We start from the raw sequence: 24,063 nt of genomic DNA, 5'->3' as shown, positions 1-24,063 counted from the left end.
GTTAGCGCTTCGCTACGCCGAGGATGTAGTAACGGACCCCTATTGGCCCATCGAAAGAATGATCGTAGTTCCAACTATTGCTACCCGTCCAACGCACGCCGGTCGCTTGGCTGGGTGACAAATGAACTTTCATGCTGTTCTCATAGAGAACGGAAACAACAGACTGATTAGAGATGCCGTAACCACCGGAGCCGTTGGGAATTTTGTAAAGTGCGGCATAAGACTGACGCAGCACATTCGGAAACACACCCACGACCTTTGGAAAAACCAGCATATCCGAACCATTAAAATTAATGGTTTTGGCAACTTGCCCGTACATTGCGTTCGCAGGGCTTTCATTAAACTGATCAGCCGAAATGAACGCCTCGGACAGGATTTGCATTGCCGGAAACCGTGTATCCAGAAGAATGTCATTGAATGCCGGGGTAGTATCACTCGATCCGGGCTTTTTTATCTGGATGTCGTTGAAGACACGCCGCATCACCTGATTTCCCCCAGATGATGGAGGCATCAGATCATTACAATAAACAAGATACCTGATATTAACGGCCACGTTCGCGCTTTCATTGAAAAACGTGACGCCACCCCGCTCCAACCGATATGTGATCAAAACATCCTGATTGGTATTGTGCAATTCCCTGTCAAATATCGGTAGGATGTAATCGCGGCCTGCAATTCCGGCAATAATATCAACAAACATACTCTCGGTTAAAGCCACACCGTATGGAGCCGGGACAAAATAACTGCCCCCCGCAGGAATATTCATGATTTCATCTGCCATAATGCAGAATGGTGGGTTGCGCGTGCTGTCAATGATGCGCTGGCGACCTGTCGATCCGTCAACGGTAAAGCCGGGCCGGGCGATGATAAGCCCCTTGCTGTCAAGCCGGACAACCTCCTGACCGCTGACAACAGGGGCAGACGGTTTTGGAATTGGCGTTTGATCAGCAGGCAGATCCCAAAATGTGTAGTAAATATCAGCGGCCTGCGTTTCCCATCCGGCATTGTCATATTCAGGTCGTAGAGAAAGGCTGGAAGTAACCCGCCCACTCCAGCCATCGTAACCGTAAGATGAGGGAATAATATTGGTGCGCGCCACGGCAGCCGGCGGAGAACTCTGAAAGCTGTCAAATGGCCCATTTGTTTGAACGGTCATTCTCGCAATCAGGGAACGATATTGCATACCGATCTGATACTGATTGTTAATACTGAATGACGGACCAAGAAAACGCCCATCCGGCCTTTTTACTTTCGCCTCAAAAATAGGCGGAAAATCACCGGGGAACATTCTGTCAATCAGAAAGTGGGGAACAAAATATCCTACGCCCGCTGTTCCCTTGGCTATGATGAACTTCCTGGCATTGGTATTGCTGCTCCCATCTGCGATGTAGAAATCGAAATACCCACTTCGCGCAGGATATTTATCTGCATTGACGGATAAAACCCCCGGCTCTTTCATGTAGGAAATGTTTTGGTTTTCTGAATTGAACAGGAAGGCACCAAAGTTTGAGCTTGGCACCTCCCTAAAATCGTCGGTGTCATTGCGCATAACCTTCACGACCGGACCGGAGCCCGGCTTATGACCGATAGCCAGATAACTCATATGAATTTCCTCAAGCGGCTATCGTGAAGAGCCGTATATCTGCGAAGTCGCCGTAACCACGGAAACAAAGAGCACCATTGCGCGACTGCAAAACATCAAAATAAGCCGTGCCAACATTGACGACTGTGAGCGTCAGTTCGCCGTCTTTAAACACGAGGGGCCGACCTCGTGCACCGCTGCCAGTGATGTAAAACTCGTCGCCATCAACGATAACGCGGGATTTATCACCGTTGATCGATTCAAGAATAAGAGCGCCGGTTACCGGAGGCCCACCCATAGTCGTGGATACGCTCAGGATTGCACGAGACAAAGCCCCGCCGCTCGCCACCTCGGAATACACCCGGAAATAGCCATCAGCTGATATGCCGTTCATCTGTGCAGAGATGAGCGAAACGCTTTCCGATATGGCAGAGACTGCCGTTGCCGTTGCCTGCGACATTGTGGTGACATCAGCAATATTATTCTGCATTTGCGCAGTGATCTGCTCAATTGCCGTAACCTGCGCCTGCCGCTCATTCACTTCCGCAAGAACAAGCCGTCGATACTCTGCCCTGTCTTGCCCCATTGAGAGGAATACTTCCTCACGGAAGCCCTGCATTTGCATAGAATTGTCGGCAAGCCCCTCAGCGAGGATAGTCGAAACACGCGTTACCTCATCACGGGTGCGTCGGGCATTCTGCTGTTCTTGAACGAGAATATTGCGTAGCTCTTCATTGAAGCTGTCTACCCCGATTGGATAAAGATCGAGTGGGCCTAAGCGAATGTCACGCGTGCGCACCCGGATCCAGTCTGACCACTCAAACAAGCGATTGCCTGCAAAAGTGCCATACACCGCCCGAACGTCATAATCCGTATTTGGCAGAAGTATGCCCGGCGCAATCTTGATGCTGCCACGTTCAACATCATCAGCCCGACCGGAATAAACAACGCCCAGATCAGCCGCCAGACGCACTTCAAAGCGAACAAAATCAATGTCCTCTTTCGTGCCATCCCAGCCAAGCAGGATTGCGCAGCGGCGATTGTTGCCGTGTGCATCCTGTGCCACATCAGGCGCAGCTGAAAAATCAACAATCGGCTGGGGCAGCGGACGCATCGGCCCAACAGCGCCATCAATCGGTGGTTTATAATCGGAAGCACTATCCCAGTCATAATCAGATGGATCGACTTCTGTCAGATCAACCATAATGTCGAGATTGGCCCGATCCGCAGCACCATCAACACGCATCAGTTTATTGACATAGCCGTTGCGCTTTGATGTCCAGGCGAAAACGACACCCGGAACGGCGTAAGCCCAAAACTTAGGCGGCAGCACGTGTGTATGCCGTCGCGCCCGCTGCCCTTCTTCCAATGCAGATTTTTGAAGGCGCTGCACCTGCTCAGGATAAGAAACAAACGACAGCTCAATCGATGCCATCAGGCGACGATTGCCGTGCCGCGCCTCAAGATCGGTGCGATAGAGTGGCGGTGCAGTCTTTATCACCCAGCCATCATCTGGCGACGGATAGGTTACAGAAATTCCGTTGATCGTATCCGCCAACCCGAAAAAAGGGGAGAATGACTGTTCATCGGTCGAAAGAATATCATCATCGGTAAAGTGGATCACTGGCGCATCAGGTGAACCGAGATACATATGATAGACGCCACCGATTTCTGAAATCCGGCCCTGACAGGTGGTATTAATAGCCTCAAGTGCTGCTGAGAGCGGTGCATCAATCGTAATCTCGCCGCCGGACCGATATTGTGGCTCAAAGCCAATAACCTGACGGCATTTATTAATCGCAGCAATCCAATTGGCGACTGGCAGTCTTGCCGCCGACATGCCTTGCACGCCGTAGAACCACTTGCCATCAAGATAAATGCCGCGCAGCATGTTGTAAGCCTGCACAGCAGGCAGATAATCACCATCGCCGCCCCATGTGCTGGGATCACTCAAACGCTGCGTTCCTACCCCGCCAACGCTGCTATCGCGTGATGGGTCATACATCGGATAGCCATCAACCTCGAATTTGAAGGATGGAATGCCCGAAAACATATTTTTGGAAACGCGCGCCGTAACGATCACATAAGCGACACCATGCCCGACGCGATTGGCGCCCCAGGCACGATTGCCGTTTGAGCAGGTTTTGACGAGAAAACTATCCGCTGCCGTCTGTGTCCCATCGTAAAACTTGACCCAGAGGTTATCGCCCTTTTTGCGGTATTCTTTGACCTGCCAGCCCCACGACATATCCGGGGTATTCAAATCAAGAGTTACCTTCTCATTGTTCACCCAAACATTGAGCAGACCTTTGACCGGCAAATCGGAGAGAGCGATCACCTGCGTGAGGTATGCATTCGGACTGTCGCCATCCTTGCCCCATGTATTTGCCCAAACAAGCGAACCGGCCGTTGCTGTTCTGCCAATGATGAAAGAGCGCGGAAGGTCACCGCCGCCCTGCAAGGTGCCGTTGATAGAGAACGTCGGGTCTTTGGGCTTTCCTGAAACCGCCTGCGCAAGCAGATTAACGCCAATACCAACAGCAGTTTTAAGCAGAAATGACCCGATAACGCCAAGGCCACCAATAAACGAACCGATAGCAGAGCCGATAGCCAGCAAGCCGGAAAAAATAGCCATGTTGTAACCTTGAGATTAAGCTCTCTCAGAGCGGCTTAAGAAAATGTGTTTCCGCAGCCTGGTAGCCGCGCCGCTCATAGATCCGGGACACATCATTGCTGGCGAGAGACGCCATACCGATTGCAGTACAGGATTGTTCACGCGCCCAAGCCTCATACGCATCAAGCATTAAAAGCGCAGAGCGACCGCGTGCGGATGGATCGATAAACCAGACTGTTTCTTTTGCGTATCTGCCAGCCCCAAAAGGATGCTCGAACCATGCAGCCAGAAGAATGCCTTGCGGCTCATCACCCAGCACAAGTGCAACCGCTTGCAGTGATGCGAGGTGCTGATCAAATAGGCTTGCTGCATAAGCCGCCTGAAATGGAAACGTGAAGCCAGCCGCACTATGGCTGGATCGCAGAAGCTGGACACATGCAGCACGATCTGAAGGCAGAGCCAAACGAACACCCATCAGAACAGCCCCAAAAACTTCTTTTTCTTCTTTTGTGTCGGTACTTTACCCTTTTCCGATCCCCACCAGATTTCCCATTCTGTGGCGGTATCGGCATCCTGATAAAAGCCATCTGTCGAGAGCCTTAGCCGTTGCGTTGCATCTGACCGGGTATCGGGATTAGAGCGGGTGAATTCCTGCGTGTGACTGACGCAGGTCATGATAACAGCACCGTCTTCGTTTTCGCTTGGCGTGCTGATCTGTATGCGATCGACGAAGCCGATAAAGCGGCATTCCGCAGGCGCTACCAGTTGGCGGGAATTTGGATCAAACAGGCCGCGATAGATTTCAACACGCGCTTGCTGACAGTCGTAATCGCGAACAATACGCTCAACTTCCTCATGCACCTGCGACATGCGGATATTGACTTCCTGCACGGACAGATTGGCAACAAGCGGAATGTCATCAATCGCAACCAGGCTGCCAGTGCCAAACCATTCACGGGTAACGGGCAAGCCGCTGTCGGGGTGCGTGATCGGTGCAGTAATATTTCCAACGTCAGACCACAGCCCCTCAGTCTCAGGCGCATTTGTCTGACGATTGCGCGCAACCAGCCAAAGGAAGTCACGCGCCACCAGCATACGGCCCAGCAAGGCCGCATGGTTTTCAGCCGATATGTTTCTCATGATTGCCCTATAAATCAGCGGCTTTCGATAGCCTGAAACGACACAGTGCCGCGCCCCGTTTGCAGCTCAGCTGTTGTCGAGATTGACCCCGGCACAATGGTCATGCGGCACGATGGTCGCACAATTGTCACCGAATTGCCGATGACGGTTTCCGGCCACAAATGCGGCCTGACTTCAATATCCAGGCCGTCGATATTGCCAATCTGATGCAAATTGCGCGGGCCAAGCTGTAGATAATCACCGATGCTTGGCGAATAGCCCGCAGGCCGATTACTCAATCGCAAAGTCTTGCAATCTTCACCAATGGTTCCAAGCGTCACATTGGATGCATCCCCTACACCTGACCCATTCGGGTGAGCGATAGGAAAACATCGACTGATCGGACGACCAAGAAATTCTTGCAGTCCGCCTTCGAGCAGTTTTAGACGTGCACGCCATGCATCCAGCTCATTAGGCAAGAGAGACTGAGAAACATACGACCCTTGCCACAGTGGTGAGCCAAGATCCTTAACGTAGGTTTTTCCGCCCGCCGTTCGGCTCTGCTCCTGCCGATAGAGCAAATCAAACTCTGTCGACCAACCCGGAAAGCTAGCGAGAATGTCATATGGATAAGTAATTGCCATATTAAGCCAGCTTTACGTTTTGGCATTGAGCCTTACGCACCGTCTCAATGACGGTCGCACGCATTTCGCGGTTGGTCTTTTCAAGTCCGGCTTGAAGACGTTCAACCGCTTTGGCGTCCGCACCTTTCGCATCTATCTGATAGACCGGTGCAAAATGTACGACTGGGGCGCTGTCCATAGATTGCGGGGACGATGGCAGATCTGAAATACGCAAGTTTACAGGAATTTTTCTGCCGTCAGGCAATGGAACAGCAGCTTCAGGACCAGCTTCTCCAAAGATCGCTGGCTTGTCGCTGATACCACCATTCGCATACAGGCCGATGCCGCCGTTCATGGCGATAGACTTCTGACCACCAAAGCCAAATAAGCCTGCAACCATGCCGCCAAGACCAATTCCGCTGCCACCACCAAATAGTCCGCTGAAGAAATCAGCATAAGCGCCTTTTCCTGTCAGAGCGGATTTCACAATTTCGATTGCGAGTTTCTTGAAAGCATCAGCGGCATCTTCGGTGCCGGCAATGACGTTACCGAGTGCGTCAACCGCGTCAGAACCAAGCTGATCAAGTCCGTCGATAAAATCCTGCTGCGCCTTGTTTGCCCGCTCCTGTGCCGCCTTCTGTGCATCAATGACGGTTATAAGTTCCGTGATGCGGTCTTTCTGCTCTTGTGTTGCGCCCGCACCAAGCTTGCGAAGCTCATTCGAAAGCTTTTGCTGTTCGGCAGTCAATCCAATGATGGAAAGCTCATGCTCCAACGATTGAATGAGTTCATCAGCAGCTTTCTTCTGACGATCTGTTTCAGAAATCGCCGCCCTACGTGCTCTGGTCGTTTTCTCAAGCGTTTCGATTGGTGTAAAAGTCGGCTTATCAGTAGGCGGTTGAAGAGGCTTTGCAGCCTCCTTTTTTGTAGCGATCAACTTTTCCAGCGCCGCAATTTCCGCTTCAACAACCGGAATACGCCCACCATCGCGACCACGCGCCACAAAGCCACGAACGCCACCCGCATCCATCGATTCACGCTCACGGCGCTTTTCTGCAAGCTGCTGTTCAAGCGTGGAAATGCTGCGATTTTCGATATTGTTAAAGAGATCGAGAATGTAACGAACTTCTGATGCAACACTGACTACAGCTTGTTTAAGGTTGTTGCTCACCGTTGTGACAACGGTATTAAACTCCTGATCGAGATCAGCTGCGCGTTTCACCAATTCATCTTCGATGACAACGCCTAAGTTATGAGCCTCTTGAATTGCCTGACGGATTCCATCTTCGCCCTGCGCAATCAGTTCCACGAAGCGCTCGCCCGCACTGCCGCCAAAAAGTTCATCCATGATGCGGATTTGCGCGGCTTTGTTGAGCTGCTTTACACGCCCTATAATTTCAACAAATAGCTCCGACGGCTCTTTCAGCCTTTTTGCAACGTCACTGGCATCAAAACCAAGACGATTAAAAGCCTCCGAGGCCGAGCCTTTGCCGGTCACTGCAAACTCATCTGCGCGCAGGCTGAGTTCTTTGAGACCGTCAATCATCGCATCAACATCGATGCGATTTTTCTCAGCCACATAACGCATTTCCTGAAACGCTTTAATGGAAACGCCAGCCCTCCTGGCTTCACGATCAATGGACGCAATATCGCTGATAACCTGCTGTGCGCCTGCGAGACTGATACCAACACCCAGTCCCGCAAGAGATGACTTCAAAAAATTGAAACTGCGATCCATACCGGCAGACAGATTGGCAAATTCACGTTTAGTGTCTTGAGCCGTATCTTTGGCATCTCCACGCACACGACGCATGGCATCGTGAAAGCCACGAGCATTCGCTCCGATAAAAGCCATAATATCGGCACGTGCACTCATTGCGGCTTACTCCGAATGGATTTTGTAGGGGGATGGGAACGGGCAACTTCACGAGCCCGTTCCGGCGTGATGATGTCATTGAGACGGCGACCTGTGCGCCCTTCAATTGCGGCCAGAACTTCCGGCCACGTTAATCGCCAGAATGAACGCGGCTCCCAGCCAAGTTGGCCGGTCGCAATGCGCTGCATATGCTGAATTCGATCAGTTACACTGAAGGGCCTGGGGCGTTTCCCGGATCGAGCTTGTCAAATGCGCGGTCAAGGTCAGCGATAGGATTTTCTTCGCCACGGCTTTTGCGACCCTCAGCAATATGACCAGCAAGTGCCTTGGTGATAGCATCGCGAAACGCTGGCTCATCTGCACCGCTCAATTGCTGCATGGCTTGATGGGCCAGCTTGCGGGCCTCTTCCTCACCATCTGGGTGAATGGTCAGCACACGGATGGCTGCCATAACGGTTTTCGGATGAAAACCTATGAGACGCTTATAGAGCGTCTGCATGTCATCACAGTCGGCCAGCTGAGCAAGTTGCGCCAGACGACCAAACTCAACGACGATGACAAGTTTCGTTTTGCCGATCTGGCAAGGTGCTTCACCGCGTGCGGGATTAAAAATCGGATCCATATTATGCAGCCGCCGTGAAACCAATGACGCCCGACGCGGCCATACGGCCCTGCGCCTGCAACTCACCTGTCTTGTCACCTGAGAAGGTCATCGAGACAAGGAAGTCAGCCTCGAACGTTCCGACACCGGGAACCACGATCTGATATTCGGTGACGATCTGATTAACGGCATCTGCTGTCATAGCTTTTTGCGCGGAATTGCCGACGAAAGCACCGTCAAGCTGTACTGCAATGCTTTGCATACCATACATCAGCGAGCGCACCAGCTTGCTGCCGGGATCGGCACAATCAGGCTTGGTGATGTCGATTTCCTCATTATTGATTTCAATTGAGCGCGCTTCGGAAACACAAACCGAAACAAACTCCTGATTGGCTTCCATCATCCGCTTGATGACGAGTTCACGCCCCATGTGCTGAGCCATGGCCTGTTCTCCTGAAATTATAGTGGATTGTCAGGCAGCCCGATCTGGGATGCCAGCGAAGGTGCGGTAACTCACCTCAAAAATCACGCGGCCAGAACCGAGACTTTGCGCTGTCTGCGGATCAATGAACATTTCTGACGCGGTCGGCAGAATGTCGATGACCAGATCACCGAGATGCGAAGGCGGTAACGCCGTTTCAACCAGTGCTGCCAGGTCGTCAAATTCACGTTGCGGATTGGAGCGGCCCTTGAAGTAGATGATCACATTGACCATCAATCGACGGTTAATACGGACAAGCTCCTGACCGGTTACATCATCGTAGATAACGCCATCCGGCGTGGATGTTTCACCTGTATGAATGACTGTAAAAAATGGCATATCCTCCTGCTCGATCGCATTCGCGCGCATGAGAGAGACTTTGCCACCTTTTCCCGTAACAACAGGCGTCAGATCGGCCTTGATCTTTTCAAGGATCTGATAGCGCAGGTGCATGATCAATAATCCCGTAAAAGAAAGCGTTTCATGGCGCGCCCGTCATCAACATGACTGGCAATCTCGAACACGTCACCGACATTCTTGCCGTCATCACTGGCAAGGATTTTTATGGTGTCACCCTGCCGCACCGCATCAATGCCATCACCCTTGAGGGCGAGAGAATAGTGAATGCCTTCCGCAGCCACGCCCTCAAGATCGAGCAGGTCAGTGTCACGAACCCGGCGAAAAATACCCCGCAGCGGTTCGCGCACTTCACCACCGATCGTCAACTCGATATTGACATTGCCAAGGGAGGCAACAAATGCGCCTCCCATACCGGCAAAAACAGCAGGCCGAGACATCAGCCCTGCGCCTCCTGAAGCGCTTTTTCAGCTTCATTGAGAGTAGCTTCCGCCGCCTCGAATACCCTCAACTCATCATCGCCAGCCTTCTGGTCTTCCAATGCGGCTTTCGCTTTGTCAAAGGTCTGCTGTGCTTGTTCAACTGCTTTTGCCAGCAAATCAAGCTTTGAAGGAGCCGGTGTTGTAGCTTGCTGCGAGCGCGATGGTTTCACGGCCTCATTGACTGCCGGAACAATACCAAACAACGCACCGATCCGGTCTGCCTCATCTTCAGGAAGCGGCACCGGCGTGCCGGGAGCAATATCTTTGCCCCCAACAACGAGTGTCGCGCCATAAGCCTGCGTAATGGTTTTCTTAGCCATGGAATTAATTCTCCGTTTGAGCCGATTCGATTAACGAACCATGGCGAAGAGGGACGCATTCGCATCGCCGGGAACCGGCAGCGGTGCGCTCTGGGTCATGAGCATGGTTGCGGATGGATCCTGCTGTTCCCACATTTTGGCAAATCGTGAGAGCGGCGAAAGGCGCGCGCCAACATCCTGTATCGCGCCGTGTGCCATGAAGCCCTGCAACTGCGAAGGCGAGATCACGCCAACGCCGAAACTTGGCCAGACTTCAATGTCGTTACCGGCATCATCCTGAAACAGCTGTGTGTACTGCCAATAATTAAACTGACCGACCGAGCCGAGATAAACCGCAACCATGTCTTCACTTCCAGCGGCAACGGGACCCAGCTGCATGATACCGTCAGCCTGACGACGGTTATCAAGCAGCTGGCGCATTTCCTCATCGGTCTGAAGCAATTCAGCAGCTTCTGCACCAAGAACGACTTCTGTTGCGGAACCGCCAGAAGCCTTGGCAACCCGTGTGCCCCAGTCACGAATGGAGGTGCGAACCTTCACGCCGTTTTCACCCCAGCGAGCAGCACCAGTCAGCGCAACTGTCAATTCCGCTTTACGGGCATAATCAACTACCTGCGTTTCATAATCTTCGCCGCTGACAGTAATCTTGCCAAGTTTCAGAGCTTCAGCTGCCATGATCTCTTCGCGGCGGGTGATTTCATCATCCTGATCAAAAAGCGTATCGGTGACAGTCTGGAGGTAGCGATCTTCTGTGCTCATCTCACCGCCAATACGCTCACCGGGACGGCGGCGGAAGCCTTCACCTGGGCGAATGGTGTTTTTTGGCTTCACATAGGCTGGCTTGAAGGTCGTGGTCTGTCGGCCACGAATAGCGCGCTCACGACCAGGCACCAAAGGTGAAACAAATGGTGCGACGTTGCGGCGCCGCTTCAGCTTGTCGAATGCAATTTCTTCCGAATCCGACTGAAAGCCGTTCGGGAAGAATGTATCGCGGATCCATGCGGTTGGACGGTCGCGTGATTCAATAACCGCCGCCAGCGCAATCGTGCTGAAAAGATAGTTTTCCATTCTGGAAATTCCTTGAATATTGCGTTTGAAACGCGAAGGGTGACTGACTGCGGTTAAGCGAGTTTGTGGATGAACAGCGGTGCCGATGCTTCGCGGAATGCTCTCTCAACACTATCAACGGTATGGCCTTCCCCCAGGATGAGCTTTGCACCGTCAAAACCGCCAGAGGCATAAATCCGGGTCTGCACCGGACCGGCTGCCGTGTCGACATCAACCGCGAGAACAACAGACGGCACCTCGGAGCCATCGCTTGCGGCAGATGCAGACAGAATAAATGTGCCCGCGGCATCACCCAGCACGGCACCGCGTTTGAGAACCTGCCCTGCGCCAATTGTAACGGTGCGCACAGCAACGGGATAATCGCCAACGAGCAGATCGCCCGGCGTATAATCTTGGGTCTGCATTTGCAGCACTCCCTATAAACGATTGAAAATGAAAAAGGCTTGCAGGCTTATGCCTTGCGTGCTGCCGCACGGTTCTTGGCGAACGCAACGAGCTTCGCATCCGCTGACTTTGGCTGTGAAGCTACGCCGCCATTGCCAAGGGCTGGAACGCGGCCATTCATGCGCGATGACAAGGAAGGCTGCGAAGATGCTGCAGGGCCGGAAGCCTTCAGAGCTGCGATCGCATTCTTGGCGCTCATATTGGTATTGAACGCCAAATGTGCAGCAAGTGATGGATTGCCATCAGCCTGAGCGCAACCAAGGATCGAAGACATACGCTGACGCTCAGCACGGCGACCGCGTGCATATTCGCCTTCATCCTTATTTTCATCGGCGACAGGTTCATCCTCTTCGGCTTCAGGCTTTTGATCGTCATGACCTTCTGCCGACGGCTCTTTATTTTCGTCATCCTCGGCCTCTTCTGGACGTTCGTCGTCTTCGAGTTCCTCGGGTTTATCTTCCTCAAGACGTGACTTCATGGAGCGGCCACCAACGGCAGCCCGGATAGCGCGTGTAAGCGACATCGGCTCTATTCCTTATTTAAATTGTGAGTGTGGGTCAGGCGTTGCGCTTACGCGCCTATCGCTGCCAGAAAAGCGTTGAAGGCATCTTTTGGCCGTGCAACAGCATCGACAATGCCAAGATCAACGGCCTTCTGGCCTCGAAACGTATCCGCCTCGGTTGCGAGAGCGGCATCAAGAGAAATGCGACCGCCGCGATAACGTGCAACGGTTTCGGCAAACAACACGCGCATGGATTCGAGATCCTCAATTGCGGTATCGTATTCTTCATCGGACATAGCTTCGAACATACCCGGACGTGCTTTTCGCTCACCGGCTCGCAGGATCGTAACACCAAGCCCTTGTTTCTTGGCCCATTCAGATGCATCAACATGCATCGAGATTACGCCGATTGAACCGGCATAACCCGTGGCAGGGATAATAATCTGACGGCAGGCAGAGGCGATCAAATAGGCTGCAGAACAGGCATGATCGGTCAGAATGGCAATCGTCGGCTTTTTCTGAGACAGAAGATACAAATCCTCAGCGCAATTAAAACAGCCATCAACTTCACCGCCGAAACTATCGATTTCAAAGACAGCAGCTTTAATGTCATCGCGCTCAATACAATCGGCAATCTGGATGTTCAGCCCTTCATAGGAAGTGACACCCGAAGACTTCCCCACCCATGCACCCTTATTAACGAGTGAGCCTTCAACCTCAATGACAGCAATAGGCCCCAACATCTTGGGACCATTGTATATTCTCTCTCCGGTCCAACCGTCACGCAACTCGCGCATGTCCTGAGTAAGGACACCCATTTCAGGGGAAGCGCGAACGTTCACCTCATTTCCGAGAACACGCGGACCAAAAGCCCGCGCGATGATGTTAGCCTTCCCCTCATGCAGCATCAAAGGTGTATTGAAGAGACGCGCCGCAACTTCTGGCATTGCATATGGCATCATTTTTGTTCTTCCTCATCGCCTTCGCCCGGCTTGGCCGGCTCATTGACGAAGCGCGACACGACACCGGCACTTGCCGCTTCACCTGGCGTGACACCATGCTTACGGGCAAACCGAAGCTCACGCGCACGCTGGATTGTATCTTCCTTCCAGTCGCGCCCCTGTTCGGCAGACTCTGATTCCTGCGTGGTCAGACCCGTTGCCAGGCGGATGGCAGCGGCTTTCGCTTCCTTCTCAGGATCAACCCAACCACGACCACTGCCAATCCATGCAGCGCGCACCCAGCCAGCCGGATTTGCTTCAAATGAAGCTGCGCGCGCTGGCAGACGAATGCGGCCCTGATCGAACACCTCTTCAAGCCAAGCCCAGTAAATCGGCTGCATGAACGAATGAGCGAAGCTCGATTTCTCAGACGAAAGTCCACGCCAGATTTCCAGAAGCGCTGCACGCGCACTGGAATAATTGACCTTCGACCAGTCCATGGTGAGCTGCTCATAGGTCAGACCAACACAGGATGCGATGTTGCGAAGTCCAGCATTCACAAAAACTTCAAATGCAGCATTCGGATGTTCAGACTTTGTAAAAACCACATCCTCACCGGGATTGAGGAAATTGATCTGCGCCCCCTTAAGCCGGATAGGGTCAACGGCATAAGCCGCTGCCTGCGCAGCACCCAATGCATTAACCGACTTGCCGATATCGGAAGCACCCAGAGAATCCGCCAACTGGTCCATATCGAAAGGCGTTTTGATGAAAGCTGCCATCACCGCATTGAGCGATGCAGCCTGCAATTCATAATCGTTATAATCCGATACCTGTTTCAATTGCTGCAAGATCGGTGCCCAACGCGAGGCCCCGCGTGTCATGCCTGCGCGTGTTGCTTCAAAGGAATGAACTGCAAGCGGCCTGCCAAATTCATCTTCGCGCTCAATCCGCTCCCAGATGAAGGTGTCGCGCATACGACCAAACACGTCGCCAGGATGTGCTTTGCGAACATTATAGGCAATCGGCGCACCATATTCGTCGAGTTCAACGCCATCGCGCAGCGTCTCAGAGTCCATTTTCCCCATTGGATTCGACAAACGCGCCGGGTCGATCACATGCACGCATGTACCATAACCGTTTCCGCCCATACGATAAGGCAACACCGCAAAGGCCTCACCATCGGTAAAGCGATGGCGCGCTGCCAGCCCAAGGATGCCGGAAACCGACTTAGTGCGTTCGGCATCAAACCAGTTGCTCGGATCCGTCGCCACATCCGACCAGAGAGCCTCAATCTGATCGGCGATCTCGTCGGCTTCGTCTTCGGTGAGATTGAGTGTGCGGGCATTCGGCTTAGACGATAAGCGCCAGCCTGAGCCGACCACATTATCAACAAGACGCGTTACACCTGCGGAGGCCCAGCCGCTGTTACGAACCGCATCATTAATACGGTCAACAACGACATCGCGGTTAACACCAAGCGCAGACTGCCCGGAATAAGTTCCGGGCCGCCAACCGGCCATTGAGGAATGATCGTTACCAGCTGCACTATAGGCCGCACTCATTGCATAACGTCTGCGTGCCGCTGTGCGAACAGCAGTTGGCAGAGGATTGCCGAAGCCGTCCAGAATGACAGTTTCGCTCATCCGAACACCACCCTTCGCGCCCGCGTGCGAGCCGGAGCAATGCCAAGCTGGGCTTCGAGCTGCTTAATGTAGCTGCGCAGCCTTCCCTCATCCGCGGTGGTATAAGTGATGCTTTCGCCCTGATAACTCAGCTGTACTGTTGCAGCGCCTGTCAGCAATTTATGCAACGCATTCTGTGCCTCGGTGAGACGCTGCTGAATAATCTCACGACTGGCCATGACTTCTCCTGTCAGCCTCGGCGGGAGGCTCGCGCCCGCGCTTTGGCAATTGCTGCCGCTACTAGCGGATTGTTTTTCTGAGGTTCGGGCTTTGATGGTGGCGACAAATGCGGCGCCGACTTAAACATTATCTCTTCAAGATCGAGCTGCGCAGGTGGCGGTTCACTCGCGAGGCGCTCTGCGAGAGCATCCCATTCTTCCTCGGTCCAGTAATTGATACCGAGACGAAGGGCTGCGGCCTGCGCCTGATTGATCATATCAAGCGCTTCGTTACGCACGCCTGATGGCAGTTCCCATTCATAGTAGGGATGGCCTGCACGGCTTTTGCGTTGAACACGCCTCTCTGACGTGGCCTGCTGAAAGAAATCATCGCCTAGGCCCTTGGCAAACTCGATATATCCGGTCTGTTCTGGATCTTCCTTTTTATAGGATCGATAAAGCGAAGCCTTCATCACCGAAGCATTGAAGTTGAAGAAACGGCGCTGATAGCGAAGCGGCTTGCCGCGCTTGTCCTTTTCCTTCTTCACCTGCGCCAACATCGGAGCGGTTTCACGGTTATCACCGCGCACCATGATGACATCCGTAATCGGATGCTTACGCGCCCATTCCCAGACATCCTCAGTGTAAGCGTTGCCGTCGATAGCAGTCAGGTCAGCGCGGCGTTTGTTGCCCCATGTATCGGGCCATTCACGCTGAACGAGCTTTGACAGCGCATGCTGCACCTGTGGCTCTGAAATATGACCAGAGTGAGCGACATATCCCGGCAGGGATCTGCCAGCAGTGTCATCGAAGCTGCCGCGATCAATCACAACACGATAGCGGTTCTTGCCATGCCCCAGAAGCTGCCATTCAACGCGGTCACCCTGCACATCGATGCCGATGGTCAGGATCAATGCACGTGGCGGGATAACACCGCGAATGACTTGGCCAAGCTCTGCACGATCTCGTAGCAATTCCCAGCCAATCGCCTCACCATCGGTTTCAAATGGCTGGCCCAGCCAGTCATTGAAGAACACCTGTTCGGCACCCGATTTCTTGCCCTTATCATCTGGGCCGCCACGCTGCACATTGAGATGCGCTCGTGCTAACGCCTCCCAGCTTTCCAGCGGCGAGTAAGCCACCCAGATATGAAACGAACGATGATAGCGCGCCCGTTCCGGGTATTTGGCCACCCACTTTGCACCATTCGCAGGATCAACCATCCAAGACCGGTGATGCTCGCGGATTTCGCCGCCGCACTTGGGACAGAAGAAACCGGCCTTCTCAGGGTGCTCGGCATCGATATGATCGCGCATGTTCTCCCATTCGAGAGCATGCAGATGAGAACAATGCGGACAAGGAACATGATAGCGTTCCTGCGTACCCTGCTCAAAATTGCTCGAAATCCGACAGCCGGGAGCAATCAGCGGCGTGGAGATTTTAAGAATCTTCGCCGCAATGAATGCCTTTGAACGGCTTTCTGCCTGACTTTCCGGGTCGCCCGCCTCATTATTCTGCCATTTCGATAGATCGTCCTGAACCTGTTTGCGCGGCGAAATCATCGAAAGGCCTGAAGGCGAATTTGCCCCCGCGGCCTGAATAGCCCCGCGACCGTCTGCGCGTTCCTTGTAATGGATCGAGTTGCTGCCATCCCTGCTTTTTTCGGGGAAGAGCGCCGCCAGTGCCGTGGTTTCCCGCAACAATGGCATTAACTTTTGCTTGGACCAACGTGAGGCGTTTTCCTCAGTCGGATGCACATACAAGAAATCGCACGGGTCCATGTCCATGGTGCCAAGCGTGAAGATGTTCGCCAGAACAGTACCGCCAACCTGCGCCGACTTTGAAATTGTCACCATACGACAAGCATCTTCAGGCGAGAGCGCTCTAAGAATTTCCGAGAAGAACGGAAACAGCGCTTCGTTATACGGCCCCGGAAACTGCGTGATACGATCCGAAAAGACGATGTTTGCTTTCGCCCATTTTAGATAATCGACAGGCGGTGGCGGCTCGGTTTCCTGCATCAGCACCTGAAACGTCAAGCGGCGCGGATTGCAGAGAAGTGTCATTCTTCATCCTCATCGGCTTTTTCAGCGACATCATCAGATATATGGTCTGGCTCATTCTCGGCAGCTTCACGAAAGCCTTGAGCGGCGCGAGCACGGACATCACGAAAGGACTTCTGCAGGTGATGCAGAATATCGCGTTGCGGCACTTCAAACTTCCCAGCCAGATATGTCGCCATGTCCGCTAGTCCGCCCTCCATCACCCGGTAAGCCATCGCAACAGCGCGGGTGATTTCTGCTTTTGCATCGTCTGCGAAAATGTACCGGCCCTCTGCAAGTGCTTCCTCGCGGCGTGCCCGCGCAGTCTGCATTTTGGCTTGTTCAAGTTTTTCCAGGGCGATCTGGTCGGCCACCGCGTCTGTACGCGGCACCGTAACTGTCGGCGCACTCGAAAGATCAAGTTCCGGCTTCGCTTCCTCCGAAGATGCAACCCGCGTGCCAATGCCGTTAAGCCCGACCCGTTGCGCTACATCCAGACGGCCACTCAGGTGACGGCGCGCCTTATCGACAATAATCCGCGCGCTACGGCCTGTCCCATCAAGCGCATCAGGACCAATCTGCCCCGATGCAATGTATTGAGAGACACGGCCCGGCGTGACATTGATCAATCGGGCAAACTCGCCCTTCGTCATCGTGGGCAACGATTGCGTTGCTGTCATCTGTCAACCTCGGGATAAAGCAGCGGCGGCGCTTGATCCCGCGCTCAATGTTCCAACTTTAGTGTTTGACTTTAGTTGTTTAGCCTTGAGTTTAGGCTTTGTTTTCCGGCTCAGACTGACCCAATGCAGCGGTGCGAAATACCCGCAGTCAGCCCCGGCGAGGAAGGACCCGAAACATTTTGAGGGGCAAACCGAAATCCGATCGATCAGCGCTTCATCCGCTTCCCGATCTCTTCCGCCATGAACTGGCCGAATTTCTTCTCGGCAACTTCCTTCACGACCCCGAAAAAGTCGATACGTTTTGCGTAAGGACGCATGCGAACAAACAAAAACACCGCCTTGATGCTGTTATCACGAGGGTCACGCTGCCAAATTCCAGGGTGGAGGTGTGAATTGCGATCCGCGACAAAGAAACGAGCGAAGCGATAGTTCCGGTTGCGTTTTGTCGAAGCCTCACTGCGCTTGCGGTTATACCCCTCGGTTCTTGGTGTAACTCTCAGATCAGCAAGGATGCGGACGATCAGGGCCACCTTAACGTTGCCGTATTGATCGAGCGGCGTTTCCCTAGCAGGAACAGCATACTCGCCAGCCTTGAGATAACCAGCCGATTGCAGTTGGCGCTCGAAAGACTTCAGATTGCGCTGCCCGCCAAAGAATTGCGGTGTCAGAAAATTTGCAGGCGGCGTAGCGTTTTTTGCCGCCCATGATCGCCCGGAAATCATAACCATGGCGGACAGGCGATCTTTGTTTGCCTTTTCGTAGATAATACCCTTTTTCGCAAAAGGTGTTACCCGATCAAGCTTAAGCTCCATTTCTTCCTGCACCTGAAGCCGTCCAACGGCTGCAACGTGATTAAGTGCCGCGACAGCAGCTTTTGGCATCACGTCGCGCTCAAGCGAAGTCAGCAGCGCATCAAAGCCTTTCGTATCAAAGTTCAGATATGCAGCCGATGATCCATCAAGACCGGTTGAGACATCCAGATTCATAGCATTTTCAACCGCCCCTTTGATTAACCAAACTTTGCTGAGAAAATTGCCAACTACATTTGATCAAGGTTCAATGCGATAAAACGCACGGGATCGCGAACAAATCCGCCATTCTTCTGCCATACAGCGGGAGCATTTCGTACCGATGCAGCTCATAATTAGCGTGTTTGAGAAAGATGCGCGAAATCCATATCCACTCGCACAACCCTGAATTATAATCAGTGAGCCGGTGCCATTAAAACGAAAGATAAGTATGCCGTTTCGTTCCGACCAATTTATTGGAACCTATAACCCCGACCAGCTTAAAGCCTTGCAAACAGCATATCACGAAACTTGCGCGCTACTGGGACGAACCACACAAACAGAAGCCGAAGTGCAAGAACTCGCAAAGCGCATATACCGCATCTATGACAGCGGCATTGAAGATCCGACACAGATTGCTCGCATCATCAAGCATGCAGAAAGCATCTAATGAAAGAGCGCCTCAAAGGCGCTCAGCTTCGTTGATGAATTTAAGACATAGCTCACGCTCTGGCCCTGAATCGGTGTCTCACAATTGAGACTGTCAGGGCGGGGTCCGAGCGCGGCCACCTCAGGAACTTGTCCCCACGTTTTACCGTGTATCGAGGATCACTATCTAAACCGGATCATCCAGTGATCGGATTAAACTCATAATGGTTCAAGGAATGCAATAGGCAAAGTCATCGCGACTGGCCTACCCATAACGGCAAGTTCAACAATCACCAGACCATTGCCCTTCGCGCCACCAGAGATCAATTCGGCACGGCTTCCAGCGAATGGTCCATCAGCTATCCGAACCCATTTGACGCCAATAAACTTACGGTGAAAATGTTCATAATCATATTTACCACCTTCAGCCTTCACCTTGAAAAGAATGACTTTTTCCGCATTCACAAGAAACGGCGCTTCGTAGCCACCCAGTACAGAAATCACACCATCAAAGCTCAATAAGCCAGCAATACATTCATTCGCTATGGCGCAACGAACAAGCACATAGCCATTCATCACGGGCTGCTGTTTTGCCGGTATTTCACGACGCTGCCTGCGAATTTTTGGCCCCATTTTCATGGGGACAATCACTTCAATATTTGACGCGATTAGTTCATCACGAACGGAAAGTTCACGCCCAGTCATCACATTGAGCACCAACCAAGGAGAATCATCGCTCACACGATTCGCGGCGGACGCCCTCAACCACTCAATGCGACGGCGCTCTGCAATCACCTTATCAATCGCTCTGCACTGCTCAGCTGTAGGTGAAGATGCTATTGCGGTATCGATCTGACATGGATCAATTGCCATCATTTTCACCCAATCCCCTCAAAGCTGTTTCGAATTCTTTCAGACCATCTGGGCCACCGACCGGAAAATAGACCCATTTGAGCCAGTCAGGTGAAGGGTACCAACGCCATCCGCGCTCAGCGTGGTATGCCTGCCACTCAAGCCAACGATCACTACCGACAGCCACGGATTCCATTTGGTCGCTAAGCGCTTGCAGCTTTCCTGACACAGCGATAGAGCGACCAGTAGCTGCACGCTCGAACATAGCCTCAACCGAGGCCCAACCCTGTTTCACCAATTTTTCTCGAAATATTTCATTCTCGGTCCGCTCTCCGTGCTGGATTTGAGCACGCTCGAAAGCTGTCGGTCCTGAGATTGGACCCGGAGAAACTGTCAGGAAATTACGATAAACGTCGATACCAAACAGTTTCCCGAAGGGTTTAGCTTCAAGGCGCGCGGGTTGATCAGCGGACTCTGCCGGTGCATCTGGAACCTGTTCCCAAAGCTTGTTTTCGAAGTATGTCCCCGGCACATGGATGTGATCACGACCGTTCGCACGCAGCAGTTCAACCCAAGCATCGCGTTTTTCCACTGCCTGGATTCGCTCTTCGGGGGTCAGAGCCAGCCAAGAATCGAACCACTTTGCCTGCGGCGTTCCATCAAGCTTTGGCCAAGACCGAACCAACCTCCAATAAGCCTTCTCTATTTTCTTTCGATCTTCCCGATCATTTGCGCTCGCGCCTCTCTCAGATCTATGATCAGTTTTTTCTAGATTATCAGTTATTACTAGGGGGTGATTTACCGGCGCCGGTTTATCCGTTGACGGATTTACCGTTGACGGATTTTCAGTCTGCGGTAAAGATGCAACACTTTCAGCAACTTGGTTTGCAAACGGCTCATCATAGATAACCAGTGACAGGACACTAAAGCGTCCACCGTCACGCGCCTGTTCTTTCTGTGCGTAGCCAAGCTCGACTAACTCAGCGATCATGCGGCGCGCCTTGTCGCGACCGCAATTGCCTTTGTTAATGATGTCGCGCAGCACCACCGTCCAGTTATCAGGCTTTGACAAAAGATAACCAAGAAGCCAACGCGCCTCCATAGAAAGACGCGTTTCTTCAAATACGTGATTAGGTATCGCCGCATATCGCGCATTTCGCGCACCACGGCGAATGGTAGCCTCTTCCTTCATCACCCCACCCTCTTCCATACTTCAAAAGCAGCGCGGAAATCCTGCCAGCGTTCAGCTGCAGCGCTGCTTTCATTCAATTCTTTTCTGGTTTTGATATTGAGGATCGAGCGCAGCCGTTGCGCCGCGCGATCCGGTGTCAAAGGCCGCTCAAGACCGTGCCGCTCTTCGAGAAACGCCCTAAAAACAGCGTCATCGCACTTCATGGCTGCTTCCGCCGCGAAGTCTTTTTCGCGCTTGTGTTGTCGCCGCGTCTGTTGCTGTTGCGGCTCCTGATTGTTGCGCGCAGACTTGATAGCGCGATCAACAAGACGAAGCAGAAACGAAACCATTTCGGGTGCGCTGACAACGAAGTCGATTTCTTCTTGCAATGTGCCGGGATGAAACCGCGCAATCTCATTAAGCTCGCCGTTGCGGGTTTTCGCTTCGACAAACTCGCCGCGCTCATCGGCTGAGCGAAACCATTGCGCGCCCTCAAGCGATGCGATCTTTGATCTTATGCGGCGCAGTTTGATTGCATCAGCGCTCATGACAACACCGCATCACAAAGCAGCAATAAGTGGCCTTGCGCATGTTTCAGCGCAGCACCTTTGATCAAACCGCGATAGCGTGTTTCATGCATAGCTGCGTAAAAGCAGGTGAGATATTCACTGCCAGCGTCGAAACCGTGCCGCGCGCATGACGCTTCCAGCACATGCCGATACTTCAACATGATTAAAATCGGGCATGTCAGAAGGATTGCAGCCCGTTCAGCGTCGGTCCCGGCGTCATGCATTGCCCGAAGGATAGGCAGCATAGTGTCGGTCATTGAGCCGCCTCCATAAAATCGGCAGCGGGCAAACGACCCCACTGATCGGCCATGGCGTCAGCGATTCCAGAGAAAAAGCGGCTTCTTTCCCGCCATCTGTCGGGACCTGGTGGCATTCTGTGGACGCGAGCTACACGGCCATCGACAATGCTGGTCGCCGCCAGTGGTGGCAGGTTATTAAGCCAGAAGCACGTTCTTTTAACCTCGCCGTGACCGAACTGCCATGGCTGGACACTTTGAGCATGCGGCGTATAATTTCGAATGCGCGACTTGGCATGCTTGTGCATGACAGGGTTTTCCACGCAAATACGATGGATAGGCGCATTCCAGAAAGCAGAAAACAGATCTGCCGCCTCATCCAATTCCCGCCAGATATGCTCGATGGTCTTGCCGCGTGGCGGCTTTGTCGGCCAACGCACACCGGAATTGCACAATCGCGTGCATGGCGGATGGGCAACTATGAGCAAATCCCATCCGTCATCAAGGTAATCACGAGCATCGCCTACTATATGACGGTTTGTTTTGTCTTCAGCAGGTAAAAGATCGCATGACCATGCGTCATGACCGCGATCCAAAAATGCGTTTCTGACCGTTCCAGAAAATTCACATGCAATAAACACGCGAAGAGGCTTCATTCCCCAGCCCTCCCCGCAGCTTCAAATCCCCAGGCATCCCAGCCGGGGCGCGGATTGCGGCAAAACAATTCAAGTTTCGGCAGATCGGGATAAAGCCGCTCGATTTGTTCCGCGAAAAATGCAGGCTTGACCGAGTGTTTGCCCTTGCGCTCGCGATGGACTGTTTCCGGCTGTGTACCGCGCAAAGGTGCCGCAACATCGCCGCGCCGACCGATCAGCAACAGCTCATGCCGGTCACGCCCCCAATATCCGGTTCCGGCGACTTCCTTGTCCCAGATCCAATGATGAACATAAGTGAAACCGCAGGCATCCAGCACCCGCAGCGCATCCGGCAGCATCGGATTGGTCGCCCACGCAAAACACACCGCTGGATTGGCGCCACCAATCAGCCGCGACATAAGAGCAACAATGTCATCTGTGGGCATCGTCGGATAATGATTTTCCGCGCTCTTTTCGCGGCCTGTCACTTCCGAATGAACGCCGAACTGCCACGGCGCGTCAAAATAGTAGACCGGATAGACACGCCCCAGCTCTGCCGGTGCCGTGGCCGTTCCCCGGTCTGCAATCATGCCCATGGTTGTCATGCGAACCGCATGCTTTACCTTTTGCTGGTCGGCGCGGATTTCCTTGGCCTTGGCGACAATCGCTTTCTTCTCTTCACGAACAACTTTGGCCTGTTCCGAATGTTGCAATTCAGAAACCGCCTCACCAGTGTGAATCGTCACCTTGCCTGCGCGGATGGCATCAAGTAGCTCCGGCGCGCCCTTTTCATAGATACGCTTGGCCGAATAAACGGCACGTTCCGAAATGGACAGCTTTTCAGCGGCACGGCGGGTCTGTAAATTTGCAGGCCCGGCAGTCGTCTGATTGATACCCCGTTCCCAATCGACAATTTTCGCCGCGATCAACGCGCGCTGACTTTCCGTCAAGTGGCGACGATGCAGATTTTTCGACAAAACAAAATTGAGCGGATCATCGCCGGAATAATGTTCATAAATCGGCTCAACCGCTGCGAAGCCGCAGGCCCACTGACGGTTGCGGCCATCCAGCACCATGCCCTCAAGAAGAATAATCGGCTCACGCAGCCCGAACGTGGCAATGTCATCAGCGAGCAACTTCCGATCCGCCTCCGGGATCATGGGGAACATATCGGCAAGCGGGTGCGCAGGGTAACTCATGCCTGCCCCTCTCTTTTCCTCGCCTTTCGCGCAGGCGCAGCTGCTTTGGCCCGATGTCCTTCCAGCAGAAGAATGGCTCTTTCCAAGGTCGCAGCCCCAACGCCATCAGCAAGAGCGGTCGCAACGCGAACATGTAAATCCAATTCGCGATCCGGTGCCGGAGCGCCGCGTTCCTGACCGACACGCGCGGCAAATGCTGCATCAAAAAGCATCTGCGCAAATGCACTTGGCTTGTAACCCTTGCGCTCAGCCATAGCCGAAAGACTGGCATAGGCTTTGGCATTCAAACGAACAGGAACTTTAAAGGTTGACGTGTCCATATCAGCGAACCTCCGCGAGCCAGACGACAATGAAAAAGGGGGAAGCCGCTGCCAGAAGACTGACCACAGC

At 53.1% G+C, this 24,063-nt stretch carries 29 protein-coding genes; 1 reads left to right on the top strand and 28 read right to left on the bottom strand.

The genetic code is table 11. The features are described from left to right. Window position 1: 1 nt before the first annotated feature. The 21 genes from ABE530_RS05245 to ABE530_RS05145 form a co-directional block, all read right to left on the bottom strand. Window positions 2-1,603, bottom strand: a complete 1,602-nt coding sequence (locus tag ABE530_RS05245) for a hypothetical protein (RefSeq protein ID WP_499693839.1) — start codon at window positions 1,601-1,603, stop codon at window positions 2-4. Between the two features lie 10 nt (window positions 1,604-1,613). Then, the gene (locus tag ABE530_RS05240) at window positions 1,614-4,217 is read right to left on the bottom strand and encodes a methyl-accepting chemotaxis protein (RefSeq protein WP_499693838.1); all 2,604 of its coding nucleotides are present in this window, start codon (window positions 4,215-4,217) and stop codon (window positions 1,614-1,616) included. Between the two features lie 25 nt (window positions 4,218-4,242). Then, a complete protein-coding gene (locus tag ABE530_RS05235) occupies window positions 4,243-4,671 on the bottom strand; it encodes a GNAT family N-acetyltransferase (protein WP_499693837.1) in 429 nt (142 codons plus the stop codon). Beyond that, the gene (locus ABE530_RS05230; RefSeq protein WP_499693836.1) at window positions 4,671-5,336 is read right to left on the bottom strand and encodes a hypothetical protein; all 666 of its coding nucleotides are present in this window, start codon (window positions 5,334-5,336) and stop codon (window positions 4,671-4,673) included. Before ABE530_RS05230 ends, ABE530_RS05235 begins: the two co-directional genes overlap by 1 nt. Window positions 5,337-5,350: 14 nt before the next feature. Then, window positions 5,351-5,959, bottom strand: a complete 609-nt coding sequence (locus tag ABE530_RS05225) for a hypothetical protein (protein ID WP_499693835.1) — start codon at window positions 5,957-5,959, stop codon at window positions 5,351-5,353. A 1-nt stretch (window position 5,960) separates the two neighbouring features. Beyond that, entirely contained in the window at window positions 5,961-7,814 is a 1,854-nt protein-coding gene (locus tag ABE530_RS05220; protein ID WP_499693834.1) for a hypothetical protein, read from the bottom strand. Continuing rightward, complete coding sequence (locus ABE530_RS05215; RefSeq protein ID WP_499693833.1) at window positions 7,811-8,002, bottom strand: phage tail assembly chaperone; 192 nt, start codon at window positions 8,000-8,002, stop codon at window positions 7,811-7,813. The genes ABE530_RS05220 and ABE530_RS05215 overlap by 4 nt, the downstream gene beginning before the upstream one ends. Before the next feature lie 17 nt (window positions 8,003-8,019). Continuing rightward, window positions 8,020-8,436 (bottom strand): hypothetical protein, encoded by a 417-nt coding sequence (locus ABE530_RS05210; RefSeq protein ID WP_499693832.1) that lies wholly within the window; start codon window positions 8,434-8,436, stop codon window positions 8,020-8,022. Window position 8,437: 1 nt separating this feature from the next. Then, window positions 8,438-8,857 carry a phage tail tube protein gene (locus ABE530_RS05205; RefSeq protein WP_499693831.1) on the bottom strand — a complete coding sequence of 140 codons (420 nt, stop codon included), beginning with the start codon at window positions 8,855-8,857 and terminating at the stop codon, window positions 8,438-8,440. A 30-nt stretch (window positions 8,858-8,887) separates the two neighbouring features. After that, window positions 8,888-9,349, bottom strand: a complete 462-nt coding sequence (locus ABE530_RS05200) for a hypothetical protein (RefSeq protein WP_499693830.1) — start codon at window positions 9,347-9,349, stop codon at window positions 8,888-8,890. Between the two features lie 2 nt (window positions 9,350-9,351). Continuing rightward, window positions 9,352-9,693, bottom strand: coding sequence for a hypothetical protein (locus ABE530_RS05195; protein ID WP_499693829.1), 342 nt, complete (start codon window positions 9,691-9,693; stop codon window positions 9,352-9,354). Continuing rightward, on the bottom strand, window positions 9,693-10,055 hold the full coding sequence (locus tag ABE530_RS05190; protein ID WP_499693828.1) for a hypothetical protein: 363 nt from the start codon (window positions 10,053-10,055) through the stop codon (window positions 9,693-9,695). The genes ABE530_RS05195 and ABE530_RS05190 overlap by 1 nt, the downstream gene beginning before the upstream one ends. Window positions 10,056-10,085: 30 nt before the next feature. After that, entirely contained in the window at window positions 10,086-11,123 is a 1,038-nt protein-coding gene (locus ABE530_RS05185) for a major capsid protein (protein ID WP_499693827.1), read from the bottom strand. Between the two features lie 53 nt (window positions 11,124-11,176). Continuing rightward, the gene (locus ABE530_RS05180; protein WP_499693826.1) at window positions 11,177-11,527 is read right to left on the bottom strand and encodes a head decoration protein; all 351 of its coding nucleotides are present in this window, start codon (window positions 11,525-11,527) and stop codon (window positions 11,177-11,179) included. A 47-nt stretch (window positions 11,528-11,574) separates the two neighbouring features. After that, the gene (locus ABE530_RS05175) at window positions 11,575-12,090 is read right to left on the bottom strand and encodes a hypothetical protein (protein ID WP_499693825.1); all 516 of its coding nucleotides are present in this window, start codon (window positions 12,088-12,090) and stop codon (window positions 11,575-11,577) included. Window positions 12,091-12,137: 47 nt separating this feature from the next. Continuing rightward, window positions 12,138-13,031: a S49 family peptidase gene (locus ABE530_RS05170; RefSeq protein WP_499693824.1), complete on the bottom strand. Its 894-nt coding sequence runs from the start codon at window positions 13,029-13,031 to the stop codon at window positions 12,138-12,140. Beyond that, window positions 13,028-14,656 carry a phage portal protein gene (locus ABE530_RS05165; protein WP_499693823.1) on the bottom strand — a complete coding sequence of 543 codons (1,629 nt, stop codon included), beginning with the start codon at window positions 14,654-14,656 and terminating at the stop codon, window positions 13,028-13,030. The genes ABE530_RS05170 and ABE530_RS05165 overlap by 4 nt, the downstream gene beginning before the upstream one ends. Then, window positions 14,653-14,874 (bottom strand): gpW family head-tail joining protein, encoded by a 222-nt coding sequence (gene gpW / locus ABE530_RS05160; protein ID WP_499693822.1) that lies wholly within the window; start codon window positions 14,872-14,874, stop codon window positions 14,653-14,655. The genes ABE530_RS05165 and gpW overlap by 4 nt, the downstream gene beginning before the upstream one ends. An 11-nt stretch (window positions 14,875-14,885) precedes the next feature. Then, window positions 14,886-16,919 carry a phage terminase large subunit family protein gene (locus ABE530_RS05155; RefSeq protein ID WP_499693821.1) on the bottom strand — a complete coding sequence of 678 codons (2,034 nt, stop codon included), beginning with the start codon at window positions 16,917-16,919 and terminating at the stop codon, window positions 14,886-14,888. Continuing rightward, window positions 16,916-17,575, bottom strand: coding sequence for a hypothetical protein (locus tag ABE530_RS05150; RefSeq protein ID WP_499693820.1), 660 nt, complete (start codon window positions 17,573-17,575; stop codon window positions 16,916-16,918). The genes ABE530_RS05155 and ABE530_RS05150 overlap by 4 nt, the downstream gene beginning before the upstream one ends. Before the next feature lie 206 nt (window positions 17,576-17,781). Further along, on the bottom strand, window positions 17,782-18,561 hold the full coding sequence (locus tag ABE530_RS05145; protein WP_499693819.1) for a hypothetical protein: 780 nt from the start codon (window positions 18,559-18,561) through the stop codon (window positions 17,782-17,784). A 253-nt stretch (window positions 18,562-18,814) separates the two neighbouring features. Between ABE530_RS05145 and ABE530_RS05140 the strand changes: the two genes are divergently transcribed. Beyond that, entirely contained in the window at window positions 18,815-19,033 is a 219-nt protein-coding gene (locus ABE530_RS05140; RefSeq protein WP_499693818.1) for a hypothetical protein, read from the top strand. A 197-nt stretch (window positions 19,034-19,230) separates the two neighbouring features. Here ABE530_RS05140 and nusG read toward each other — a convergent pair whose 3' ends face one another. Genes nusG through ABE530_RS05105 form a run of 7 tightly spaced genes read right to left on the bottom strand, consistent with a single transcriptional unit; the run spans window position 19,231 to window position 23,993 of the window. Beyond that, window positions 19,231-19,887 (bottom strand): transcription termination/antitermination protein NusG, encoded by a 657-nt coding sequence (nusG, locus tag ABE530_RS05135; RefSeq protein ID WP_499693817.1) that lies wholly within the window; start codon window positions 19,885-19,887, stop codon window positions 19,231-19,233. After that, window positions 19,874-21,055, bottom strand: a complete 1,182-nt coding sequence (locus ABE530_RS05130) for a helix-turn-helix domain-containing protein (protein ID WP_499693816.1) — start codon at window positions 21,053-21,055, stop codon at window positions 19,874-19,876. Before ABE530_RS05130 ends, nusG begins: the two co-directional genes overlap by 14 nt. Then, window positions 21,055-21,582 carry a hypothetical protein gene (locus ABE530_RS05125; RefSeq protein WP_499693815.1) on the bottom strand — a complete coding sequence of 176 codons (528 nt, stop codon included), beginning with the start codon at window positions 21,580-21,582 and terminating at the stop codon, window positions 21,055-21,057. The genes ABE530_RS05130 and ABE530_RS05125 overlap by 1 nt, the downstream gene beginning before the upstream one ends. Beyond that, the gene (locus tag ABE530_RS05120; RefSeq protein WP_499693814.1) at window positions 21,579-21,860 is read right to left on the bottom strand and encodes a hypothetical protein; all 282 of its coding nucleotides are present in this window, start codon (window positions 21,858-21,860) and stop codon (window positions 21,579-21,581) included. Before ABE530_RS05120 ends, ABE530_RS05125 begins: the two co-directional genes overlap by 4 nt. Then, the gene (locus tag ABE530_RS05115) at window positions 21,857-22,495 is read right to left on the bottom strand and encodes a hypothetical protein (RefSeq protein WP_499693813.1); all 639 of its coding nucleotides are present in this window, start codon (window positions 22,493-22,495) and stop codon (window positions 21,857-21,859) included. Before ABE530_RS05115 ends, ABE530_RS05120 begins: the two co-directional genes overlap by 4 nt. Next, a complete protein-coding gene (locus ABE530_RS05110) occupies window positions 22,492-23,673 on the bottom strand; it encodes an MT-A70 family methyltransferase (RefSeq protein WP_499693812.1) in 1,182 nt (393 codons plus the stop codon). Before ABE530_RS05110 ends, ABE530_RS05115 begins: the two co-directional genes overlap by 4 nt. Beyond that, window positions 23,670-23,993 (bottom strand): hypothetical protein, encoded by a 324-nt coding sequence (locus ABE530_RS05105; protein ID WP_499693811.1) that lies wholly within the window; start codon window positions 23,991-23,993, stop codon window positions 23,670-23,672. The genes ABE530_RS05110 and ABE530_RS05105 overlap by 4 nt, the downstream gene beginning before the upstream one ends. Window positions 23,994-24,063 lie beyond the last annotated feature (70 nt).

Origin of the sequence: Brucella sp. TWI559, from assembly GCF_039674265.1 — a bacterium.
GTDB classification, from domain to species: Bacteria; Pseudomonadota; Alphaproteobacteria; order Rhizobiales; family Rhizobiaceae; genus Brucella; species Brucella chromiisoli.
The sequence above is the reverse complement of the archived record's forward strand: the minus strand, read 5'-3'. Positions and strand labels throughout refer to the sequence as shown.

What these genes read in the sequence shown, in the direction of transcription:
- ABE530_RS05125 (WP_499693815.1), bottom strand. Translation starts at nt 21,582, where the DNA reads ATGAGCGCTGATGCAATCAAACTGCGCCGCATAAGATCAAAGATCGCA.
- ABE530_RS05225 (WP_499693835.1), bottom strand. Translation starts at nt 5,959, where the DNA reads ATGGCAATTACTTATCCATATGACATTCTCGCTAGCTTTCCGGGTTGG.
- ABE530_RS05105 (WP_499693811.1), bottom strand. Translation starts at nt 23,993, where the DNA reads ATGGACACGTCAACCTTTAAAGTTCCTGTTCGTTTGAATGCCAAAGCC.
- ABE530_RS05245 (WP_499693839.1), bottom strand. Translation starts at nt 1,603, where the DNA reads ATGAGTTATCTGGCTATCGGTCATAAGCCGGGCTCCGGTCCGGTCGTG.
- ABE530_RS05155 (WP_499693821.1), bottom strand. Translation starts at nt 16,919, where the DNA reads ATGACACTTCTCTGCAATCCGCGCCGCTTGACGTTTCAGGTGCTGATG.
- gpW (WP_499693822.1), bottom strand. Translation starts at nt 14,874, where the DNA reads ATGGCCAGTCGTGAGATTATTCAGCAGCGTCTCACCGAGGCACAGAAT.
- ABE530_RS05110 (WP_499693812.1), bottom strand. Translation starts at nt 23,673, where the DNA reads ATGAGTTACCCTGCGCACCCGCTTGCCGATATGTTCCCCATGATCCCG.
- nusG (WP_499693817.1), bottom strand. Translation starts at nt 19,887, where the DNA reads ATGATGGCAATTGATCCATGTCAGATCGATACCGCAATAGCATCTTCA.
- ABE530_RS05140 (WP_499693818.1), top strand. Translation starts at nt 18,815, where the DNA reads ATGCCGTTTCGTTCCGACCAATTTATTGGAACCTATAACCCCGACCAG.
- ABE530_RS05200 (WP_499693830.1), bottom strand. Translation starts at nt 9,349, where the DNA reads ATGCACCTGCGCTATCAGATCCTTGAAAAGATCAAGGCCGATCTGACG.
- ABE530_RS05230 (WP_499693836.1), bottom strand. Translation starts at nt 5,336, where the DNA reads ATGAGAAACATATCGGCTGAAAACCATGCGGCCTTGCTGGGCCGTATG.
- ABE530_RS05180 (WP_499693826.1), bottom strand. Translation starts at nt 11,527, where the DNA reads ATGCAGACCCAAGATTATACGCCGGGCGATCTGCTCGTTGGCGATTAT.
- ABE530_RS05235 (WP_499693837.1), bottom strand. Translation starts at nt 4,671, where the DNA reads ATGGGTGTTCGTTTGGCTCTGCCTTCAGATCGTGCTGCATGTGTCCAG.
- ABE530_RS05145 (WP_499693819.1), bottom strand. Translation starts at nt 18,561, where the DNA reads ATGAATCTGGATGTCTCAACCGGTCTTGATGGATCATCGGCTGCATAT.
- ABE530_RS05205 (WP_499693831.1), bottom strand. Translation starts at nt 8,857, where the DNA reads ATGGCTCAGCACATGGGGCGTGAACTCGTCATCAAGCGGATGATGGAA.
- ABE530_RS05120 (WP_499693814.1), bottom strand. Translation starts at nt 21,860, where the DNA reads ATGACCGACACTATGCTGCCTATCCTTCGGGCAATGCATGACGCCGGG.
- ABE530_RS05195 (WP_499693829.1), bottom strand. Translation starts at nt 9,693, where the DNA reads ATGTCTCGGCCTGCTGTTTTTGCCGGTATGGGAGGCGCATTTGTTGCC.
- ABE530_RS05130 (WP_499693816.1), bottom strand. Translation starts at nt 21,055, where the DNA reads ATGAAGGAAGAGGCTACCATTCGCCGTGGTGCGCGAAATGCGCGATAT.
- ABE530_RS05240 (WP_499693838.1), bottom strand. Translation starts at nt 4,217, where the DNA reads ATGGCTATTTTTTCCGGCTTGCTGGCTATCGGCTCTGCTATCGGTTCG.
- ABE530_RS05215 (WP_499693833.1), bottom strand. Translation starts at nt 8,002, where the DNA reads ATGCAGCGCATTGCGACCGGCCAACTTGGCTGGGAGCCGCGTTCATTC.
- ABE530_RS05150 (WP_499693820.1), bottom strand. Translation starts at nt 17,575, where the DNA reads ATGACAGCAACGCAATCGTTGCCCACGATGACGAAGGGCGAGTTTGCC.
- ABE530_RS05185 (WP_499693827.1), bottom strand. Translation starts at nt 11,123, where the DNA reads ATGGAAAACTATCTTTTCAGCACGATTGCGCTGGCGGCGGTTATTGAA.
- ABE530_RS05115 (WP_499693813.1), bottom strand. Translation starts at nt 22,495, where the DNA reads ATGAAGCCTCTTCGCGTGTTTATTGCATGTGAATTTTCTGGAACGGTC.
- ABE530_RS05170 (WP_499693824.1), bottom strand. Translation starts at nt 13,031, where the DNA reads ATGATGCCATATGCAATGCCAGAAGTTGCGGCGCGTCTCTTCAATACA.
- ABE530_RS05165 (WP_499693823.1), bottom strand. Translation starts at nt 14,656, where the DNA reads ATGAGCGAAACTGTCATTCTGGACGGCTTCGGCAATCCTCTGCCAACT.
- ABE530_RS05190 (WP_499693828.1), bottom strand. Translation starts at nt 10,055, where the DNA reads ATGGCTAAGAAAACCATTACGCAGGCTTATGGCGCGACACTCGTTGTT.
- ABE530_RS05210 (WP_499693832.1), bottom strand. Translation starts at nt 8,436, where the DNA reads ATGGATCCGATTTTTAATCCCGCACGCGGTGAAGCACCTTGCCAGATC.
- ABE530_RS05220 (WP_499693834.1), bottom strand. Translation starts at nt 7,814, where the DNA reads ATGAGTGCACGTGCCGATATTATGGCTTTTATCGGAGCGAATGCTCGT.
- ABE530_RS05175 (WP_499693825.1), bottom strand. Translation starts at nt 12,090, where the DNA reads ATGTCGCTTACACGCGCTATCCGGGCTGCCGTTGGTGGCCGCTCCATG.